Source organism: Gilliamella sp. Choc5-1, assembly GCF_001690595.1.
Taxonomy (GTDB): Bacteria; Pseudomonadota; Gammaproteobacteria; order Enterobacterales; family Orbaceae; genus Gilliamella; species Gilliamella apicola_M.
Genome location: NZ_LZHH01000028.1, coordinates 51,197 through 71,497 on the forward strand (window position 1 = coordinate 51,197; position 20,301 = coordinate 71,497).

Genomic DNA, 20,301 nt, shown 5'->3' on the forward strand with positions numbered 1-20,301 from the left:
CTAATTACTTCCGTTTAAGTCTATGTTTACTGTTGTTATTTTTATACTGTTTTAATATTGGTTTTGGCTGATTTCTAATTTTTGTTTTAATTTTGATGCGACTTGTTTTATTTAAATATAACAATGTACAAATTAATAACCCAAAATATAAACTTAACATAATTAACATTGGCATTATGATTTGCTCGCTCACTTTTAGGTTATCAATTTATTGACTCTAAATTGCGGACAGACATTGAACAGTTAAAATTAAATGTTGTCCGTATTGAAAAACACAATTACAGATTTTTATATTTTATCATTAGTTACGTTTTAACAAACTAACAATATCCTCTTTCTTTTCGTCTTGATCTTCAAACTCATCAAAGTCGTCATCGGTATAACCAAGTTCTTGCATCAACTCGTCGATTCGATTTAATTTACTGTCCAGATAAGCTTGTTGCTCTTTAGTTAGTTGGCTATTTTGTTCGACTAAATCAAGCAACATATCTAATTTGGGATCGTTTTCTAATTGTTCTAATTCTTGTTGTGGTGATAAAAACGTTTTACTTGGTTTAGATTGCTTAACAGGTTTTACTCTATTACTAGAATCTTCAACTATCAATGAAATAGGTTTTTTGCTACCAACACGAGGATCCTTTATCACTTTTGACGTGTTTTTATTTTTGTTGGATTCGCCATTATTAAAACGTGATCCGCTCGGCAAGCCTTTATGCTTACGTTTACGTTTTAGTTCACGAGACTCTTCATTAATCTCTTGACGGCTTTTTTTTGATTTTAGTTTTGAGTTATTTTTTAACATACAATCTCGGTCTAGATATTAGGGTTACTCATCAATAAGCTTATTTTATCAGTAAGTCTAAAATATAGCTATGATAGACACGTTATATGTAGGAAAACGTCGATTTGTTTACACTTCATGATTAAAATAATTCGCTAAAACGCATAAGGCGTTTTTTCTGAAATTGCTTTATGCGGTTTAACGGTGTTATAAAAAATTAATCAAATATTTAAGATTTTGTTTTTTCTTTTGAATCGTTAAATATTGGCTGATTATGTCACATCTCAATTCAAAGTTCGTATCACGCTTTCGGCTTTTCTATTGGTTTGTGGGCTAGTGATTTTTGCTTGATATACCGGTTATTACACAGGTTATTTAAATAAATCAAGGTAGTAGTGTTTTTGTAAAAAAGTTTCAGGAGTGTACTACGTTTATGTATAAAAATATTAAAAATCAAAAAGATACTATCAAGTGAATATTCTCTAGTTTGCTGCATCGTTTCATTTTTAAGTAAAGGTAAACAGTAGGTATCAGTCTGTTGTATTTCGCACAGATAGGTTTTGTTATTGCCTTTAGCTTTTCATGTTAATTTATTTTTAATCATATAGTTGAAACTATAACTGATGGTTTTATAACATTCATTTTTACTGCTTAAAGTGATAAAAATGCGAATTGGGTTTTATTGCACGTCATAAATGGTCAGGCAACGCATAATGCGTTTGGCCAAATTAGTAACGATTATTTTTCTTTATGGTATCAGCGTCTATCGCACGTTTATGATAGGCCTTAATTTTATTTTTTATGGATATTTATAACAGGGATTTTTTAAATTACTGTAAACAACGCGAACAATTGCTACACGTTATGCATAATTTATGATTGTAAAAAAAGAGATTCATGTATAATCTGTGCCCAATAAATTAGTTAGATTTAATTAGAGAACACAATAAATGAAAAATCATTTAAGCCCTTATATGCAGTTTAATCGCCAAGAATGGGCTAGTTTGCGTAATGCGGTACCTATGACGCTAACTTCGGAAGAGATCACTTCTTTACAAGGTATTAATGAAGACCTGTCAATCGATGAGGTTAGTGACATTTATTTACCTTTATCAAGATTATTAAATTATTATATTAGTAACAGTTTTAGTCGGCAGGCGGTATTATCCAAATTTTTAGGTAAAAGCCAAAAAATTCCTTACATCATAGGTATAGCAGGTAGTGTTGCGGTGGGTAAAAGTACGACTGCTCGTGTATTGCAAGCATTATTAACTCGTTGGCCAGAACATCGCAAAGTCGCATTGGTGACAACCGATGGCTTTTTATACCCTAATAAATATCTTGAAGATCGTGGGATTATGAATAAAAAAGGATTCCCACAATCTTATGACATTAAAAAACTTATTAACTTTGTTGCTGATGTCAAATCAGGACAAGATAAAGTCAAAGCGCCAGTTTATTCTCATTTAGTTTATGACATTGTTGAAGGTGAAGAAACGGTTATCGATAGTCCTGATATTTTGATTCTTGAAGGATTAAATGTCTTACAAGGTACCATAAACTATGCCCAAGCCAATAACCGTGTTTTTGTATCTGATTATGTCGATTTTTCAATTTATGTTGACGCTCAATTGTCATTGTTACATGATTGGTATGTGAATCGATTCTTAAAATTTAGAGCAGGGGCTTTTAGTGATCCTAATTCTTATTTTAACCATTATTCACAGCTACCAGAACAAGAAGCGGTCAATATCGCTAATCGCCTTTGGCGCGAAATTAACGAATTAAATCTAATTGAAAACATTTTACCAACTAGAGAAAGAGCAAGCTTAATTTTAACTAAAGGTAAAGATCACAAAGTTGATTTGATTCAGTTAAGAAAATAAATTAATAGGAGTTTATATGAAATCAGTAATTCAAGCTGTGACCAAATTAAGCATGATCACTTTGATTATTTCATTTTCAATTGGCGTTTATGCCTCTGACCATGTAGAAGGGCTCACCTGTGAAGGTAAAAAACAGGCTATTGAAGTCGAAATTGAACAAGCCAAAAATCACACCAATACCCATAAAGTAGAAGGTCTTCAAAAGGCATTAGAAGATATTAATAATTATTGTTCAAATAATGATTTGGAAGAAAAATATAAGAAAAAGATCCAAGAAAAAACAGATAAAGTGGCCAAAAGAACCCAAGAATTGGATCAAGCAAAAACAAAAGGTGATAAACAAAAAATCACCAAACAACAAACAAAATTAACTGATGCTAAGCAAGAACTTAATGAAGTTAAGGCTGAATTAGCTGAATTTTATAAAGAACTTGAAAAAAATAAATCAACTCACAGCTAGATGTACTAATTTTACAATAATGTTTTTATCATAAACCCTATCACTAACTACTATTGATGGGGGTATGTCGTCTTTTGCATAATACCTTAGTCTTACTAGACTTTTTTATTTAAAAAGAGTATGGTGTGCGTCTTGTTACGTGGTTCGTGAACCTCCCACGCTAAAAAACTAAGGAAAAATAATGAGTAAAATTACACTACTAGGCGATCAGTCTGTTCGCTATCCAACAACCTATTGTCCTGAAATACTCGAAACGTTCGATAACAAACACCCGAATAACGACTATTTTGTTAAATTTAATTGTCCAGAATTTACTAGCCTTTGTCCTATCACGGGGCAACCTGATTTTGCGACAATTTATATTTCGTACGTGCCCAATATTAAAATGGTCGAAAGTAAATCGTTAAAACTCTATTTGTTCAGCTTTCGTAATCATGGTGATTATCACGAAGATTGCATTAATATCATTATGAAAGATTTGATTAAATTAATGGATCCTAAATATATCGAAGTCTGGGGAAAATTTACTCCTCGAGGTGGGATCTCAATCGACCCGTATGCTAACTATGGTAAAGCTGGTACTAATTGGGAGCAAATTGCGCTGAACCGTTTAGCTAATCACGATCTTTATCCTGAAAAAGTCGATAATCGCTAATCTATAATTTATCTAAACAGGAACCGTTAATGCAAACTCGCAAAGCACTCGTTATATTTTCGGGCGGGCAAGATTCAACCACTTGCTTGCTACAAGCCATTGCTGATTATGGACGTGAAAACGTCCAAGCAATTAGCTTTCACTATGGTCAACGTCACGCCATTGAGCTTGAAAAAGCCGAATGGATTGCTAAAGATTTAGGCATAAAGCAAACCGTCATTGATACGTCAGTCATTAAACAAACCACTAACAATGCGCTTATTGACAGCTCACAAGAAATCAAAGCAGCCGAAAATGGCGACTACCCCAACACCTTTGTTGATGGGCGGAATATGCTTTTTTTACTTTTAGCTGGCTGTCATGCCAAGCAGCAAGGAATTTCTGACATTATTATTGGAGTTTGTGAAACCGATTTTAGTGGTTATCCTGATTGTCGCGATATCTTTATTAAATCAATGAATGTATCGATGAATTTAGCTATGGATTATAGCTTTAATCTTATTACACCACTGATGTATTTAACCAAAGCTCAAACGTGGGAAATGGCTGATAAACTAGGTTATCTTGATTATGTCCAAAAACATACCCACACCTGCTATTACGGTATAGAAGGGGGATGTGGTAAGTGTCCTAGTTGCCTGCTGCGTGATAAGGGCTTAAAAGAATATATGGCTCAGAGTAAATAGATTAACCAACAACTGGGTTCCTCACCCCATTAAAAAGGAAAAAAGATGTATTTGAACACTCATTCAGAATCGATAGAAACAAACTTTACCCGTAAACAACAGCAAAAAGCCCTTTATTGGCTTTCTTTTTTTCATATTTTAGTTATTGCTTCAAGCAATTATTTAGTCCAAATCCCATTTGATATTTTTGGTTTTCACACCACATGGGGGGCTTTCACATTTCCGTTTATCTTTTTAACTACCGATTTAACCATTCGAATTTATGGTGCAAGTTTAGCAAGAAAGATCATCTTTGTCGTCATGATTCCGGCCTTACTATTTTCATACTCTATTTCGGTATTATTTTTTGAAACCCATTGGGTTGGATTATCGGCATTAGCGGAATTTAATAGCTTTGTCTTTCGTATTGCATTAGCTAGTTTTGCTGCTTATTTAGTTGGGCAATTGATGGATATTACCGTCTTTAACTATTTAAGAAAAAACAGATCATGGTGGGTTGCACCAACAGCATCGGCAATTTTTGGTAATGCTATTGATACCATTGTCTTTTTTGCTATCGCATTTTATCAAAGTAGCGACGAATTTATGGCAAATCATTGGCCCGAAATTTCGTTAATGGACTATAGTTTTAAAATTCTAATTTGTGGATTATTCTTCTTACCACTTTATGGGGTGATTTTGAATTTTATTTTAAAAAAATTAGTGGCAGACTATAAAGCTAACTGATTATTATCATTTTCCCTTCATTATTGAAGGGAATTAGCCAATTCCTTTCAGGTTACTTATTTATTAGATACCATTTTTATACTTTTTAATTATTAGTTATTCTAATATCAGTAAAAGAAAAATTGATAACAGTAAAATAAAACTTAATAAAATTAATATGTTTTTGACTACTTTTTTAATTTATCTTTTTTGATCTTTCTATTCCGTTAAACACTTTTTGCCAAAAGGCAAGCTTCAGTGCATAATATGCGGTTAAGATCATAGTTAATGATGATCGATAATAATTATTATTTATGAGGTAAGGAAATGGGATTAGTAAAACATGTCGCTATATTTAGTATGTTGTTAGCGTTAGCTAGCTGTGATAATCAAGATATTAAGCAACAAAATGTAAATGCTGAAAAATCAATAACTCAATCGGCAACAAACGTTATTAATAATAGCGGTACAGCTGATCCCAATGACAACAAAATAGAGCAAGATAACCAATCCAAACCTGCTTTTAAATCTACTCCTGAGTTAATCGAAAAATATCACGATAAAGAGTTAACGGTTGTTGATAGCTCAGAAGTTATTCTTGATGGTTCAAGCACGTTGGTTATTACTTTTTCAGTTCCTTTAAATCCTAATCTTAAATTTTCTAATTTACTACGTTTAGTTGATCGCCAATCAGGTAATGTTGATGGTGCATGGGAATTATCTGACAATGGGTTAGAACTAAGGCACCGTTACCTTGAACCAAATCGTAAGTTAACATTAACAATTGATAAAATGTTATCTGCGATTAACAATACAAAGTTAAAATCAGTTTATCAAAAAGATTTTACTACTCAAGATCGTAAGCCTTTAGTAGGGTTTGCTAATACAGGTTTTTTGTTACCTAGTAAATCAATGAGTGGGTTGCCAGTCATGACCCTTAATGTCAATAAAGTTGATGTTAATTTTTTCAAAATTAAACCGGAAAAATTATCTGATTTTATTGCTGATTATGGTTTTATTAATCAAGTAGCGACTTGGAATTCGAAAGAAATGAGCAAGTATATTGATTTAGTTTATACTTCTCGGTTTGACCTCAACCCTAAACGCAATTCACAAGAAACCGTTTTAATTAATATATCTCAAATTTCTCAATTGCAGCAAGAAGGTGTTTACATTGCTGTTATGAACCAAGCTGGTAGCTATAATTATTCAAATCCTGCATCGTTATTTACAATCAGTAATATTGGGATTTCTGTGCATAATTATGCAGATGGTAAGTTAGCAGTTATTACCCATGCTCTTGATAATGGAAAGCCTATTGCTAATGTAAATTTATCTGCCTTATGTGCTAGCAGTATACGAGATAGCAATAAAAATTGTTTACCTGTTTCAGCAAAAACCGATGACCAAGGTTATGTTGAAATGACTTTGCCTGAAGATGCAAAATACACTTTAATTACCGCAAGTGATGGTAAGCAAATTTCATTTGTTAATTTAGATCGAAATGCGCTTAATTTAAGTGAATTTAACCTTACAGGTTCACCTTTTTACCAACAGCAGCTATTTGTCTTTGGACCACGCGATTTATACCGACCAAGAGAAACCGCTTATTTTAATGCATTATTGCGTAATGCTGATGGAAAATTATTACCAGAACAACCCATTATTGTTGATGTTATGTCTCCTGATGGGCAAGTTGCCGAAAATTTTCTTTTACAACCAGAACTCGATTCAAATGGTTTATATCAATGGAAATATGTTATTCCTGCCAATGCGGCAACTGGCAAATGGTCATTTCGTTTTAATTTAGGTGATGATAATTATCGTTACTTTTATTTTCAGGTTGAGGAGTTTTTACCTGAACGAATGGCGATGGAAATTAATGCTTCATCAAATAAACCGATTTTAGCCAGTCAAAGCGTTAACTTTTCAGTTAAAGGTTGGTATTTATATGGTGCACCAGCGTCAAAAAATAATTTAGAAGGTAACGTTTATCTAAGAAAAATAGATTCAATACCTGAACTGGCTGATTATAAAATTGGTGCAGTAACTGATAGTGGAATTGATCGACAACTTGATACTATCGATGAAAAACTTGATAGTAATGGTGTTGCTCAAGTTCATGTTGATAATTCTAATTGGAAAGATTTTAAAACGCCAATCAACATTATTTTGCAAGCCAGTTTACTTGATTCTGGTGGTCGCCCTGTAACGCGTTATGCAAACCAAATTATTTTGCCTGCCACTAAAATGCCTGCTATAAGAGCATTATTTTCTCAATCACCTTATTATGATTGGTCATTAGATCGTTATGTGAGTCGCCTAACGGTTGATGAAAATACAAATGCCCAATTTGAAGTTGCTTATGTGGATGCCGATGGTAAAAAATATGCCGCTAATCACCTAAAAGCACGAATTGTGCGTGAACGTCGTAGCTATTATTGGAGTTGGTCTGATGAGGATGGATGGAGACAGAACTACAATTCAAGTGAATTTATCGCATTTGAACAAAAACTTGATATTAGTGAAAACGGTACAGTTAAAGTAAGTTATCAACCGGATGACTATGGTTCTTATCGTATTGAAGTTGTTGATACCCAAAATAATATTATGAGTAGTATTCGTTTTTGGAGTGGTTATAATTGGGAAGACAATACTAATGGTACTAATTCAGTTCGTCCCGATCAAGTGAAGTTAAGTATTGATAAAACTGCTTATTCAATTGGTGATACCGCTAAAGTTCATGTACAGGCTCCTGTTGCAGGATCGGGTTATATCTCGCTTGAAACTAATGACGGTATATTGTGGAAGAAAAATATTACCGTTGATGTTAATGGTCTTGATGTTGATATTCCAATTGAAGATTGGGGGCGTCATGATATTTATATTAGTGCGATGATTATTCGTCCATCAACCGATGCCACAGTGCAGACAGTTAAAAGAGCAATTGGTTTGCTTTATCTACCAATTGATACTTCTAATCGACAGCTAAATATTAATATTGAAGCGCCTAAAAAGACTAAACCTGAAAAAACGATTCCAATAAAAATCAAGATGGATAAGCAAGCTGTTAAAAAAGATCAAAAGGTAACAGTATTGGTATCAGCCGTTGATTCTGGCGTATTAAATATTACCAATTTTGTTACACCAGATCCTTACAGCGCTTTTTTAGGTAGAAAACGTTATAATGTTGATTTTTATGATGTATATGGCAAGTTAATAGAGGCATCAGGGCGTAATGTTAATATGAGTTTTGGTGGTGATGCAATGTTAGATTCAGCAGGACCTGGCGGTAAAAAACCAGTTACTGATGTAAAGATTGTTGCACAACAACTTACTACTATCCAATTAAATGATGAAGGTGAAGGTATTGTTGAACTTCCTTTGCCTAATTTTAATGGTGAATTACGTTTAATGGCTCAAGCATGGGATGATACGCGTTTTGGTAAGGCTGAACAAACTATGCTCGTTGCTTCGCCAGTCGTTGCTGAATTATCGACACCGCGCTTTTTATCGGGCGGCGATCAGGCTAACTTGGCGTTGGATTTGAATAATCTAACCGAAAAAACACAAACAATGCAGATCGAGGTGTCTACTGATGGTTTGGTTCATCAAGATTCATCTAAAGTAACAACATTAACATTAGATAGTAAGCAAAGACAGATTATTCAAGTGCCAATCATGGCCGATTATGGCTATGGGAAAGGTTCTGTTACCATTAATGTTAAGGGTATTTTGTTAGAAGATGGTTCTGAGTATCAGATCAAACGATCTTGGAACATTGGCGTTAGACCTGCTTATGCCGCAACCACACGGTATTATTCTGTAGCAATCAATGGCGGTGAAAGTTGGTCATTACCAGAAGGTAGTATTGTTGATATGATTAACAATACCGTTGATGGTAAATTAATTGTATCAAATGTGCCTCCACTTAATATTGCTCAATATATTAAAGAGTTATTTGCTTATCCATATGGTTGTTTAGAACAAACGATCAGTGGATTAACCCCATCGTTATACGCTAATCAACAGCAATTAGCTAATCTAGGTATTAAAACAGAGTCTGATGAAGAACGTCGTGAAAAAGTTCAATTAGGTATTTCACGAATTTTGTCAATGCAACGTAGTAATGGTAGTTTTGGTCTATGGAGTAATGAAAGTGCTGAAGAATATTGGCTCACTGTTTACGCTACTGACTTTTTATTAAATGCAAAAGAACGTGGTTACAATGTCAACAATGCAGCTCTTGATGCGGCAATGAATCGTATTAGTCAATATATTTATGATTCTAATGCATTTAATAGTTTACAAGGCTATTATGGCAATCATTATGAAACCCAATATACTCAATTTGCAACAAAGGCTTATGCATTAATGGTTTTAGCTAAACAACATAAAATTAAGCCTGCAATGCGTAATGAAATTAATCATATGTATGAGATAGTGACTAATGGAGATTCAGCAATTGCATCTCCATTGCCGATTATGCATTTGGCATTATCAGCTAAATTGGTTGGTTTTGATAAAATTTATAATGAACTCATGCTAGAAGTGTTCAGTACTAACTATGATAACCAATATCCTTGGCTAGGTGATTATGGTAGTGAGATTCGTGATAAGGCATTAGTATTATCACTATTAATAGAAAATAAAATTAGTGTTGATAAGCAAGCTGATTATCTATTTAATTTATCAGATACTTTAAATGATACTCGCTATTTTTCAACGCAAGAATTAAATGCATTATTTATTGCAGGTTGGTCATTAGAACAACATAAAGGCGATAATAAATTCAATGTTTCGATTAATGGAAAATTAGTGGATGCAACTGCATCATTATCTCAATCATTTAATTTTGACCACTTGTCTAAAGAGTTAACGATTGCAAACCCAGAAAACGCACAACCGTTATATCTTAAATTTACTGTTACAGGTTATGGTAAAAAAGCACCAGCGCCAACTAGTAATAATAATATTTTAACAATTAATCGTTTTTATTATGATTTGAAAGGTAATCGTATTTCGCCTGAACATTTTAATGTTGGTGACTTAATGGTTGTTGTGCTAGATGTAATAGCAAAACAAAATATTCATGATGCTTTAATTGTTGATTTTTTACCAGCAGGGCTTGAATTGGAAAACCAAAATTTAATGAATAGTAGCGTAAATCTAATGGCAATTCCTGAGTTATCTAACTTGTTAAAAGGTGAAGATAGTAATGATATTAAGTACCAACAATATCGTGATGATAGATATGTGGCAGCAGTAGATATTCATAACTATATTGGTTCAAATAAATACCGTAAACGTGTTGTATATTTAGCGAGAGCAGTAACAACTGGAAATTATATGATTCCATATCCATATGTGGAGTCAATGTATCGACCAGAACGGTTTGCAATAGGTCAAACATCTGATGTAATGTCAATTACTGAGCATAAGCCAGCTAATTAATAAATTATGTTTACATAAATTTAATGTTCCGCCAACGGATGTTGGCGGTTTGTTTATGATAAAAATGTAATGCCAACCTAAAGCATTAGTGCATCATGAAAAAATTTTTTAACAAAATTATAATATTTTTACTTTGCTTTACACTCGGTTTATTTGCTTGTTTTTTAGTCGCTGATTTTATTTTTCCGCTATCGATTAAAAAAAATAAAATAACGCAAACTGTCATAGCTCAAGATGAAACACCACTTTGGCGATTTGCTGATGAAAATGGCATTTGGCGTTACCCAATTAAATTAGATGAAGTTCCAGAATATTATATTGATGCATTATTGAATTATGAAGATCGTTATTTTTACGATCATGTAGGTATTAATCCTATTTCTTTGCTACGAGCTGCTTTTCAAAATATTACCAATAATAGAATTATCTCGGGCGGAAGTACTCTTTCTATGCAAGTTGCCAGACTGCTTGATCATCACGACCGCACTATGCTTGGAAAATTAAAGCAAATATTTAGAACACTACAATTAGAATGGCATTTTAGCAAAGATGAAATTTTAACCTTATATATCAACCATGCTCCTTATGGAGGCACAATAGAAGGGCTTGGAGCAGCCAGTTGGTCATATTTTGGTAAAAAACCTAATAAGTTAACTCGTAGTGAAGCTGTATTACTTGCGGTTTTACCACAAGCACCAAGCCGATTACGCCCAGATAAATATCCTGAACGAGCTAAACAGGCTAGAGATAAAGTATTAGATCGTTTATCTGAAAACCAAGTGTGGTCATCTGATATTATTGAGCAAATTCGTAAAGATGAAATTTGGGTTTATCGACGAAAAGCCCCCCAACTAGCTCCTTTGTTAGCACAGCGATTAAGTCAACAATATCCAGATACTAATATTATTCATTCAACAATTGATTCATCTCTTCAATATGCACTTGAAGATATTGCGGTTAACCGTAAAAACCAATTACCTCCAAAAACATCATTGGCGATTTTAATTGTTGATCATACTGACATGTCAGTAAAAGGTTATGTTGGGTCAGCTGATTTCAATGATAATGAGCGATTTGGTCAAGTAGATATGATAAGATCACTTCGTTCACCAGGATCAACATTAAAGCCATTTATTTATGCCTTTGCTATTGATGAGGGAATGATTCATTCCGAATCCTTATTACAAGATGTTCCTCGTATTGAGTCAAATTATCGTCCCACAAATTTTGATGAAGATTTTTATGGACCGGTCAGCGCTTCTGAGGCATTGAGTAAATCGTTAAACTTACCTGCAGTGCAGTTAATTGAGTTATATGGGCCAAAACGTTTTACAAGCAAGCTTGCTAGCGTCGGTTTACCATTAATGTCAACAGGTAGCATGCCAAATATCTCATATATTTTAGGCGGCGCTTCACTAAGAATGGATAATCTAGTCAGTGCATATAGCGCGTTTGCTAGACATGGTAAAGTAAGTCCTTTGCGGTTCATACAAGATGAAGCATTAGTTAGTAAAAACTTTATTTCTGACGGTAGTGCATGGATAACTAAGCAAATGTTAATCAATAATAATTTGCTTGCTTACAAGACTGGTACTAGTTATGGTTATCGTGATGCGTGGGCAATTGGTGTTAACCCTCGCTATTTAATAGGAATATGGGTAGGTCGTCCTGATGGAACTCCTGTTGCAGGACAATATGGTAGCGTTACTGCTGTGCCAATTTTACAACAAGTTAATGCTTTGTTGCTCAATAAAGAGCGAAGGTTAAATCGTCCTTTATCTAATTTTAATAAACCTGATACAGTTACTTCTGAAAAAATTTGTTGGCCATCAGGTCAAGTTTTAGCTGTTACGGACAAAAATTGCCATCGTCAAAAAACAGCATGGATACTCGATAATATGATACCACCAACACTTGATACTTTATCCGTGTTAAATAACAACCTTTATCGTTCGGGATGGGTAACTATCTGGGTTAATGAACAAGGGGAGCGGGTAGCTGCAGATTGTAAAAATGCTCATGAAAAAAAAATTGCTTTATGGCCGATAGCATTAGAAAATTGGCTTTTACCTAAAGAACGTAGGCAAATGTTATTACCTCCAATTGATATACGTTGTCCTGCATTTGGTAAGGATGTTTTTGCTTCATTATCTATTGTAGGATTACTTGATAACCAACTTGTTAGAAGTTTGCCCGGACAGCAAGAAGTAACGATTGATTTAATTCCTCAAGGCGATGCTGGCGACAAATGGTGGTTTTTAGATGGTGACCTTATAGCAAAATCAGTTAATGATGAAAAAGTGTCAATTACAGTATCAAAAAAAGGCTTACACCATTTATTATTGTTGGATAAGGGTGGGCAGATTGCTCGCATAACATTTACATTAGATTAACGAGAATAAAAATATATGGCTATTGAACGAACATTATCTATTATTAAACCAAATGCAGTTAAAAAGCAGTTGACTGGTGAAATTATCACCCGTATCAACCAAGCAAAACTTAATGTTGTTGCACTAAAAATGCTTAAATTAACATCAAAACAAGCAGAAGGTTTTTATGCCGAGCATCAAGGAAAACCATTTTTTGATAAATTGGTTAATTTTATGATTTCTGGTCCTATCGTTGTTTTGGTACTTGAGGGCGAAAATGCGGTTAAACGTTATCGAGACTTAATGGGATCTTCTGATTTGTCTAAAGCGACTGCAGGCACTTTGCGAGCAGATTTTGCTGATAATACAACCGAAAATGCTGTACATGGTTCAGACTCTTTACAATCGGCAGAAAGAGAAATCGCTTACTTTTTTATAGATAATGAGATAGTAGGGTAATATATATAACTGTAAGTTATAAGTATGTAAATATTGGTTATTTATTCATTCAATTTTTTATTGTTAGACTTTAACTGAAAATAAAATAACCTTTAATTAGGGGGGAATCAGAATGAAATTGTTGACTAAATCACTAACCGTGGTCGCATTACTAGGTAGTTTGCTAGGTACAAATTCTGCTTATGCAGATCGCCTTGATGACATTGAAAAACGGGGCGAAATTAAAATAGCCGTGTTCGATAGTAACCCGCCATTTGGATATATTGACGAAAAAACCAATAAAGTTGTTGGTCTTGATGTTGATTATGCAAATGAAATCGGCAAGGCTCTTAATGTTAAAGTTGACCTAGTCCCAACTAATCCAGCTAATCGAATTCCATTATTAACATCTAAAAAAGCTGATTTAATTGTTGCCAATTTTACTGTTACAGATGAAAGAGCAAAAACCGTTGATTTTAGTTTGTCTTATTTTGCAACTGGTCAAAAATTTATAGCAAAAAAAGGTATATTAAAATCAGCGGATGATTTAAAAAATCTTCGTATTGGTGCCGATAAAGGTACGGTTATGGAAATCACACTGCGTGAAAAATATCCAACAGCAAAAGTAATTTCTTATGATGATACACCATTTGCCTTTGCGGCATTACGCAATGGTGTTGTGCAAGCAATTACTCAAGATGATGCTAAATTAATCGGTTTATTGGCTAATGTGCCTGAAGAACAACGTGCAGCATTTGAAATTTCGCCATTTAGTATTACCCAAGAATATCAAGCCGTGGGTATACCAAAAGGCGAAGATCGCTTAAAAGAAAAAGTGAATCAGATTTTATTAACACTTGAAGAAAAGGGTGAAGCATTAACCATTTATAACCGTTGGTTTGGGCCTGATACTACATCGGCAATGCCTCGTGGTGATTTTAAAATAGGTAAAGGTCAGTAAGAGTTATGTTCGAGCAATTACTTGAGCCCCGTTATCTGTGGTGGTTATGGGATGGTTTTTTAGTTACGTTAGCTATCTCATTGCTTACTATTGTTTTTTCAACATTATTGGGCTTTTTACTGGTTATTGCTCAACAAAGTAAAATTAAAATTATTCAAATCATCGTAATGGGGTATAACGCAATTTTCCGTTATTCTCCATTATTGCCACAACTCTTTTTTTGGTATTTCGGTGTGGGTAATTTATTACCTGCTGAATTTAAATTATGGTTATTTGATGAACCACAAATTTCGTTGTTCTTTTTTTCATTAAAAATGCCATCGTTTGAGTTTATTATTGGCTTAGTTGGATTGACGTGTTATTCAAGTGCGTTTATCGCTGAAGAGTTTAGAGCTGGCATTGCTGGCGTTAGGCAAGGGCAAGAACAAGCGTCATTAGCTTTAGGCTTAACTTGGTGGCAAAGTATGCTATTTGTTATTTTGCCGCAAAGCTTTCGTATTGCCTTTCCTCCTTTAATTGGTCAATACATGAATATCATCAAAAATTCGTCATTAACAATGGCTATTGGTGTGTTAGAGCTTTCTTATGTATCGCGTCAAGTTGAAACCGAATCATTAAAAACCTTTCAAGACTTTGCCATCGCCACTTTATTGTATATTTTGGCAATTATTATTGTTGGCACTTTAGGCAATATTTATCAAGCAAAACGATTACAAATAGGTAAGGTGTAACCACTTATGGAACTTAAAGGTTTAGAAGTTATTTATAATAATTTAAGTTATATGATGTGGGGTAACTTTCCTGGAGGCATTTTTTTAACATTGTTAATGAGTTTTTTTGCCATTTTATTTTCCACCTTTTTAGGCATTTTAGCTGGAATAGGATTGACTGTTTTTAAAGGAGGAATACGTTATTTATTGGTAGGAGTGCTCGGTTTTTTAAGAGCTATACCTGTTATTATGCTTATTTTTTGGACATACTTTCTTTTGCCTGTGTTACTCAATATTGATGTGCCCGCTATTGCAACTGTAATTTTTGCTTTATCACTTATTGGTGCTGGTTATATTGGTCATTCTGTTCATGCAGGTATGATTGCGGTTGCTAAAGAACAGTGGCAAGCGGCGTTTTCATTGGGGTTGACTAAAAAGCAAGTCATTTTATTTATCATCTTACCTCAAGCCCTTAGAATGATGTTGCCTTCTTTTGTTAATCAATGGGTTTCACTCATTAAAGATACTTCGTTAGCCTATATTGTTGGAGTGGCGGAATTTACTTTTATTGCAACACAAGTTAATAACCGCAGTATGGTTTATTCAACTGAGATCTTTTTATTTGTGATTGTTGTTTATTTTATTATCTGCGCATCACTGGATTTTGCAGTTTCGATTTTACCAAAATTACGATTATTTTGTTCTAAATAATATATAGGAAAATGCTAAGTTATTTACATTTCATGATTAAGAGAATTCCCATTCCCCGTAAAAAGCAAGCTTTTTATGTATATGTATTATCATAGTTGCTTAAATGACTGTGAATAATGCAAGTTATTTCTATATTTAACTCAATATAAAATCATTACATGTGATATTTACATGTAATGATTTTATGTTAATATAGACCATATTAATGATTACGTTAAATACCAAGTATCTATGAAAAGGACAAAAGAGCCTAAAAGCTCAGCATTTTATCAACAACAATATAGACAACGCTTACGTGAACAAGGATTTATAAAAAAAGAAATTTGGATTTTACCCGAAAATACAACTAGATTACTTGAAATTGAAAAACAATTTCGTCTACCAATAATAAATAGCACAAGTGTTAATAAGAAACAGGAAAACAATGAAATGAAAAAAAATGAAGTTTGGTCAATTACCGATCTTTATCAGGCTTTGCATGATTCAGAATTATTTAATCAAGGCTTTGCCAGTGTTGAAATTATCGACGGGGTTGATGCTTGTTTGCATATTACTATGCATAAATATGGTGATCTTCCTTTATTTTTGAGTGTTTCAAATCTGCAAATAATTGTTGAGGCACTACTTTGGCCAGTTGATATTGTTACCCATCCGAGTCAATTTAATGAAGAAGTTCTATGTACTCGAAAACTCTTTCCATTATCCACAATTGCGATAGAAAAAACAGGAGATGGTTCATTAAATTATATTATGTACGGAGCATTGAGTGCCTCTTCGTTATTAAGTAACATTATTTATGAATTAGAAACTTTATCGGATAATGTTATTAAAGCTACCGAAGCTTATGAGCATCATATTAACTTTAACAAATTGAATCAAAATAGATAATAAGAAGGAGATTTATAATGGTTATCTTCAAAAAACTTGTTACAGCACTTTGTGGTGGTGTTAATGAGGCTGGTGAGGCGATTATAGCTACGCAAGCTTTACGCATCTTGGATCAAGAAATTCGTGATGCAGATGCTGAATTAAAAGAGGCTAAAGAATCATTAGCAAACATACTTGCTCAGCAAAAGTTAGCAGATAAAGAAGTTGAAAAAACTCAAGCAGAAATTACTGAGTATGAAAATTATGCTATCAAAGCATTAGAAAATAATAATGAAAACTTAGCTTTAGAAGTTGCTGAAAAGCTTTCTGCTCTTGAAACTAAATGTAAAAATCAAAAAGAACAAGCAATATATTTTGCTGAAAATGTAAAAAATTTACGCCAAACAATATCACAAACAGAAATTAATATTCGTAATCTTAAACAACAAGTCGATATTGTAAAAGCTACAGAAAGTGTTCAAAAAGCACAATCTGCAATTGCTCAACGTTACGGTAATTCTACAACAAAATTACAAACAGCCTTAGATTCTTTAGAGCGAATTAAAAAACGACAAGAAAAAACTGCTGCAACTATTGAAGCTAAAAAAGAATTGGCAGTATCTGAAAACCAAGATTCACTTGATAGAAAACTTGAAGAAGCGGGAATCAAATCTAGCAATCAGGATGCTAAAACAATTTTAGCCAGATTAAAAGAAAAACATGTTAATTAAATTGTTAGATTTTAAATTAAAAAAATATAATAATTAAATATTCATAATAACGATATTTAGAATATGAAGGAAATATAATGGAGTTTTTCTGGGGGATATTTTTTTCTTTTCCCGTTGTTATCTTTAGCGCCTTACTAACACTTTGTGTTCTGTATTGGTTAGTTGCTGCAATTGGTATTTTAAGTATTGATTGCTTAGATATAGCAATTAACTTAGATGATATAGCTGCTGATATGCCCTCTTCAGGGTTTGGTGGTTTATTATTAAAGTTTGGTTTTAATGAAGTGCCAATGACATTAGTTATCACCTCAATTTCTTTTTTCGGATGGGCAATTACTTATTTTTGTTTTCGGCTCTTTATTTTACCTTTACATGATTTTATTTTATTTTATTTTCTTGTTGGGGCATTCGTTTTTGTTATTGCGCTAATTGTCGCTGTTTACCTTACTGCATTTGTCATAAAACCTATACGTCCTATATTTAAAAAACTAAGTATAACTAATGATTACAAGTCGCTATTGGGACAAATTGTTGAAATACGTTCTAGTATCGTAAATGAAATAAAAGGAGAAGCAATTTATGAAGATGGTGGAGCAGGACTAATTTTACAAGTTAGAGGGAATAAAACGTATCAATTTAAACGTGGAGATAAAGCAGTATTACTGCGATATGATACAACCAATAATTGTTACGAAATCATTAGCATTGAAGAGTTTAACGGATAATTAGAATTAATTTTTTGGAGAATAGTAAATTATGTCTATAAATACTGATACAGTAATATTTTTTCTTATAACAGTAGGAATTATCTTTTTAGTTATAATGGGATTTTTCTTATTATTTAAAGCTTTTTATATTAAGGTTCCTCAAGGTACAGCGCTTATCGTTAATGATATGACCTCAAAACCTAAAGTTCATTTTACAGGTGCTTTAGTTTATCCTGTTATTTATAAAAAAGAATTTATGAAAATTTCATTAATTACTTTTGATGTAGAACGCCGAGGAAAAGATGGTTTAATTTGTAAAGATAATTTGCGAGCAGATATTTGTGTTGCTTTTTATCTTCGTGTTAATGAAACCACTGAAGATGTATTAAAAGTAGCCAAATCTATTGGTGTGGATAGAGCATCAGATCAAAAAGCAGTAAGTTCACTTTTTAGTGCAAAATTTTCAGAAGCGTTAAAAACTGTAGGTAAGCAATTTGAATTAGCCAAGCTATTTGAAGATCGTATGAATTTTCGTGAACGTATTATTGATGTTATCGGAAAGGATCTTAATGGTTATGCGTTAGAAGATGTTGCTATTGATTATTTAGAACAAACTCCAATAAAATCACTTGATCCAGATAATATTTTTGATGCTGAAGGGATAAACAAAATTACTTCTATTACTGCCGTTCATAAAGATGAAACGAACAAACGTGAAAGAGATCTTGAATTAGCATTAAAGAAAAAAGATACCGAAACTATTGAAGCAAAATTAGAACTTGAGCGTCAACAAGCCGATGCTGAAGCTCGCCAAAAACGTGAGATCGAAACAATTCGTGCTCGTGAAAAAGCAGAAACATTAAAGGTACAAGAAGAAGAACGTTTAAAGGCTGAGCAAGCAAGGATTCAGTCTCAACAAGAAATTGAAGTACGTGAAGAAAACCGTTTACGTGAAGTAGAAGTTGCACAACAAAATCGTTTGCGAGCTATTGCTATTGAAGAAGAACGTGTTGAAAGGGCTCGTTCTCTTGAAATCGTTGCCCGTGAACGTGAAGTTGAACTACAACGCATCGAAAAAGATAAAGTACTTGAAGAAGAAAAAAAACATATTGCCAATGTTATTCGAGAGCGTGTTGCTGTTGAAAAAACCGTAGCTGTTGAGGAAGAAAATATCAAGGAAGTGCGTGAAGTATCTAAAGCTGATCGTGAAAAACAAACAACCATTATTGAGGCAGAAGCAAGAGCTGAACAAGAACTAGTTAAGCAAGTAAAGCAAGCAGAAGCAGATGAGCAATCATCTAAACATCGTGCAATTGAAATTAGCACAATGGCACAAGCAGAGCTTGAAGCTGCAGCTAAACAAGCTGAAGCAAAAAAACAATTAGCTCAAGGTATTGAAGCAGAAGAAGCTGCAATTGGTTTAGCTGAAGCTAAAGTTCGTAAAGCACGAGCTGAAGCAGAAGAAAAAGAAGGGTTAGTAAAAGCTAATATTACAGCAGAAACCCTACTTGCTGAAGCAAAAGGTAATCAAGAAAAAGGCTTATCAGAAGCCAAGGTCATTGAAGCGAAAGCAATAGCGACCGAAAAACAAGGCCTAACTGAAGCTAAAGTACTTGAAGAAAAGCTATCTGCTCAAGCTCGTGGTGATGAACGAATTGGTTATGCTAAAGCAGCAGCAACAAAAGAGCAAGGACTTGCTGAAGCACTAGTCATTCGTGAACGCTTAACAGCAGAAGCAAATGGTTTAGTCGAAAAATTCCAAGCGATGGCAACAATGAGCGAACAATCTCAACATCATGAAGAGTTTCGTTTGGCACTTGAAAAAGGCTTTGAACAAGCCATGGCTGCAATTGCTGCTAATAAAGAAATTGCCAGAGAACAAGCCGATGTGCTTGCTGCAGCATTTAGTAAAGCAAATATCGAAATTGTTGGTGGTAATGATAACTTCTTTAATAGCTTTTCTAAGGCAATTAGTGTTGGTAAAGCCATTGAAGGAACTGTGAACCAAAGTCCTGTTTTGCAATCTGCATTACAATCAGTATTATCACGTTTATCGGGTAACAAAAATATTGATTTAAAAGAAACTTTGAAAAATACCGACTTAAAAGCACTAGCTAAACAATTTTTACCATCAGATAGCAACCAAGAAAATGATGGCCAATAATCTGATATTTTTT

16 protein-coding genes and 1 riboswitch are annotated in these 20,301 nt (G+C 33.5%); of the genes, 15 read left to right on the forward strand and 1 reads right to left on the reverse strand.

All coding sequences use genetic code 11. The annotated features are described in order from the left end of the window. Positions 1 to 301: 301 nt before the first annotated feature. Positions 302 to 802: a Der GTPase-activating protein YihI gene (gene yihI / locus A9G35_RS02500; protein WP_065635530.1), complete on the reverse strand. Its 501-nt coding sequence runs from the start codon at positions 800 to 802 to the stop codon at positions 302 to 304. Between the two features lie 929 nt (positions 803 to 1,731). Here yihI and coaA point away from each other — a divergent pair. From coaA to A9G35_RS02575, 15 genes are all read left to right on the forward strand, one after another. Continuing rightward, the gene (coaA, locus tag A9G35_RS02505; protein ID WP_065635531.1) at positions 1,732 to 2,667 is read left to right on the forward strand and encodes a type I pantothenate kinase; all 936 of its coding nucleotides are present in this window, start codon (positions 1,732 to 1,734) and stop codon (positions 2,665 to 2,667) included. A 16-nt stretch (positions 2,668 to 2,683) separates the two neighbouring features. Beyond that, on the forward strand, positions 2,684 to 3,127 hold the full coding sequence (locus tag A9G35_RS02510; protein WP_065635532.1) for a DUF1090 domain-containing protein: 444 nt from the start codon (positions 2,684 to 2,686) through the stop codon (positions 3,125 to 3,127). Positions 3,128 to 3,260: 133 nt separating this feature from the next. After that, positions 3,261 to 3,305, forward strand: a riboswitch (PreQ1 riboswitch). Positions 3,306 to 3,308: 3 nt separating this feature from the next. Then, positions 3,309 to 3,782, forward strand: a complete 474-nt coding sequence (gene queF, locus A9G35_RS02515; protein WP_065635533.1) for a preQ(1) synthase — start codon at positions 3,309 to 3,311, stop codon at positions 3,780 to 3,782. Between the two features lie 29 nt (positions 3,783 to 3,811). Then, complete coding sequence (queC, locus tag A9G35_RS02520; RefSeq protein ID WP_065635534.1) at positions 3,812 to 4,468, forward strand: 7-cyano-7-deazaguanine synthase QueC; 657 nt, start codon at positions 3,812 to 3,814, stop codon at positions 4,466 to 4,468. Between the two features lie 45 nt (positions 4,469 to 4,513). Then, the gene (locus A9G35_RS02525) at positions 4,514 to 5,194 is read left to right on the forward strand and encodes a 7-cyano-7-deazaguanine/7-aminomethyl-7-deazaguanine transporter (protein WP_065635535.1); all 681 of its coding nucleotides are present in this window, start codon (positions 4,514 to 4,516) and stop codon (positions 5,192 to 5,194) included. 306 nt (positions 5,195 to 5,500) lie between these two features. After that, the gene (locus A9G35_RS02530; protein ID WP_065635536.1) at positions 5,501 to 10,627 is read left to right on the forward strand and encodes an alpha-2-macroglobulin family protein; all 5,127 of its coding nucleotides are present in this window, start codon (positions 5,501 to 5,503) and stop codon (positions 10,625 to 10,627) included. Between the two features lie 95 nt (positions 10,628 to 10,722). Next, entirely contained in the window at positions 10,723 to 13,020 is a 2,298-nt protein-coding gene (pbpC, locus tag A9G35_RS02535) for a penicillin-binding protein 1C (protein ID WP_065635537.1), read from the forward strand. Between the two features lie 15 nt (positions 13,021 to 13,035). Further along, complete coding sequence (gene ndk, locus A9G35_RS02540) at positions 13,036 to 13,458, forward strand: nucleoside-diphosphate kinase (RefSeq protein WP_065635538.1); 423 nt, start codon at positions 13,036 to 13,038, stop codon at positions 13,456 to 13,458. Between the two features lie 106 nt (positions 13,459 to 13,564). Further along, positions 13,565 to 14,398 carry an ABC transporter substrate-binding protein gene (locus A9G35_RS02545; RefSeq protein ID WP_442903163.1) on the forward strand — a complete coding sequence of 278 codons (834 nt, stop codon included), beginning with the start codon at positions 13,565 to 13,567 and terminating at the stop codon, positions 14,396 to 14,398. A 5-nt stretch (positions 14,399 to 14,403) separates the two neighbouring features. Next, complete coding sequence (locus A9G35_RS02550) at positions 14,404 to 15,129, forward strand: amino acid ABC transporter permease (protein WP_065635540.1); 726 nt, start codon at positions 14,404 to 14,406, stop codon at positions 15,127 to 15,129. A 6-nt stretch (positions 15,130 to 15,135) separates the two neighbouring features. Next, a complete protein-coding gene (locus A9G35_RS02555; protein WP_065635541.1) occupies positions 15,136 to 15,819 on the forward strand; it encodes an amino acid ABC transporter permease in 684 nt (227 codons plus the stop codon). Between the two features lie 231 nt (positions 15,820 to 16,050). Beyond that, positions 16,051 to 16,707, forward strand: a complete 657-nt coding sequence (locus tag A9G35_RS02560; protein ID WP_065635542.1) for a YjfI family protein — start codon at positions 16,051 to 16,053, stop codon at positions 16,705 to 16,707. A 17-nt stretch (positions 16,708 to 16,724) separates the two neighbouring features. Then, positions 16,725 to 17,417 carry a PspA/IM30 family protein gene (locus A9G35_RS02565; protein WP_065635543.1) on the forward strand — a complete coding sequence of 231 codons (693 nt, stop codon included), beginning with the start codon at positions 16,725 to 16,727 and terminating at the stop codon, positions 17,415 to 17,417. Positions 17,418 to 17,494: 77 nt separating this feature from the next. Beyond that, positions 17,495 to 18,142: a hypothetical protein gene (locus A9G35_RS02570; protein WP_065635544.1), complete on the forward strand. Its 648-nt coding sequence runs from the start codon at positions 17,495 to 17,497 to the stop codon at positions 18,140 to 18,142. 97 nt (positions 18,143 to 18,239) lie between these two features. Further along, on the forward strand, positions 18,240 to 20,288 hold the full coding sequence (locus tag A9G35_RS02575) for a hypothetical protein (RefSeq protein ID WP_442903164.1): 2,049 nt from the start codon (positions 18,240 to 18,242) through the stop codon (positions 20,286 to 20,288). Positions 20,289 to 20,301: the final 13 nt, after the last annotated feature.

Bases quoted from the DNA above. Each gene is read 5' to 3' on its own strand.
- pbpC (WP_065635537.1), top strand. From the start codon at position 10,723: ATGAAAAAATTTTTTAACAAAATTATAATATTTTTACTTTGCTTTACA.
- coaA (WP_065635531.1), top strand. From the start codon at position 1,732: ATGAAAAATCATTTAAGCCCTTATATGCAGTTTAATCGCCAAGAATGG.
- A9G35_RS02570 (WP_065635544.1), top strand. From the start codon at position 17,495: ATGGAGTTTTTCTGGGGGATATTTTTTTCTTTTCCCGTTGTTATCTTT.
- A9G35_RS02555 (WP_065635541.1), top strand. From the start codon at position 15,136: ATGGAACTTAAAGGTTTAGAAGTTATTTATAATAATTTAAGTTATATG.
- A9G35_RS02530 (WP_065635536.1), top strand. From the start codon at position 5,501: ATGGGATTAGTAAAACATGTCGCTATATTTAGTATGTTGTTAGCGTTA.
- ndk (WP_065635538.1), top strand. From the start codon at position 13,036: ATGGCTATTGAACGAACATTATCTATTATTAAACCAAATGCAGTTAAA.
- A9G35_RS02525 (WP_065635535.1), top strand. From the start codon at position 4,514: ATGTATTTGAACACTCATTCAGAATCGATAGAAACAAACTTTACCCGT.
- yihI (WP_065635530.1), bottom strand. From the start codon at position 802: ATGTTAAAAAATAACTCAAAACTAAAATCAAAAAAAAGCCGTCAAGAG.
- A9G35_RS02560 (WP_065635542.1), top strand. From the start codon at position 16,051: ATGAAAAGGACAAAAGAGCCTAAAAGCTCAGCATTTTATCAACAACAA.
- A9G35_RS02550 (WP_065635540.1), top strand. From the start codon at position 14,404: ATGTTCGAGCAATTACTTGAGCCCCGTTATCTGTGGTGGTTATGGGAT.
- A9G35_RS02575 (WP_442903164.1), top strand. From the start codon at position 18,240: ATGGGATTTTTCTTATTATTTAAAGCTTTTTATATTAAGGTTCCTCAA.
- queC (WP_065635534.1), top strand. From the start codon at position 3,812: ATGCAAACTCGCAAAGCACTCGTTATATTTTCGGGCGGGCAAGATTCA.
- queF (WP_065635533.1), top strand. From the start codon at position 3,309: ATGAGTAAAATTACACTACTAGGCGATCAGTCTGTTCGCTATCCAACA.
- A9G35_RS02565 (WP_065635543.1), top strand. From the start codon at position 16,725: ATGGTTATCTTCAAAAAACTTGTTACAGCACTTTGTGGTGGTGTTAAT.
- A9G35_RS02510 (WP_065635532.1), top strand. From the start codon at position 2,684: ATGAAATCAGTAATTCAAGCTGTGACCAAATTAAGCATGATCACTTTG.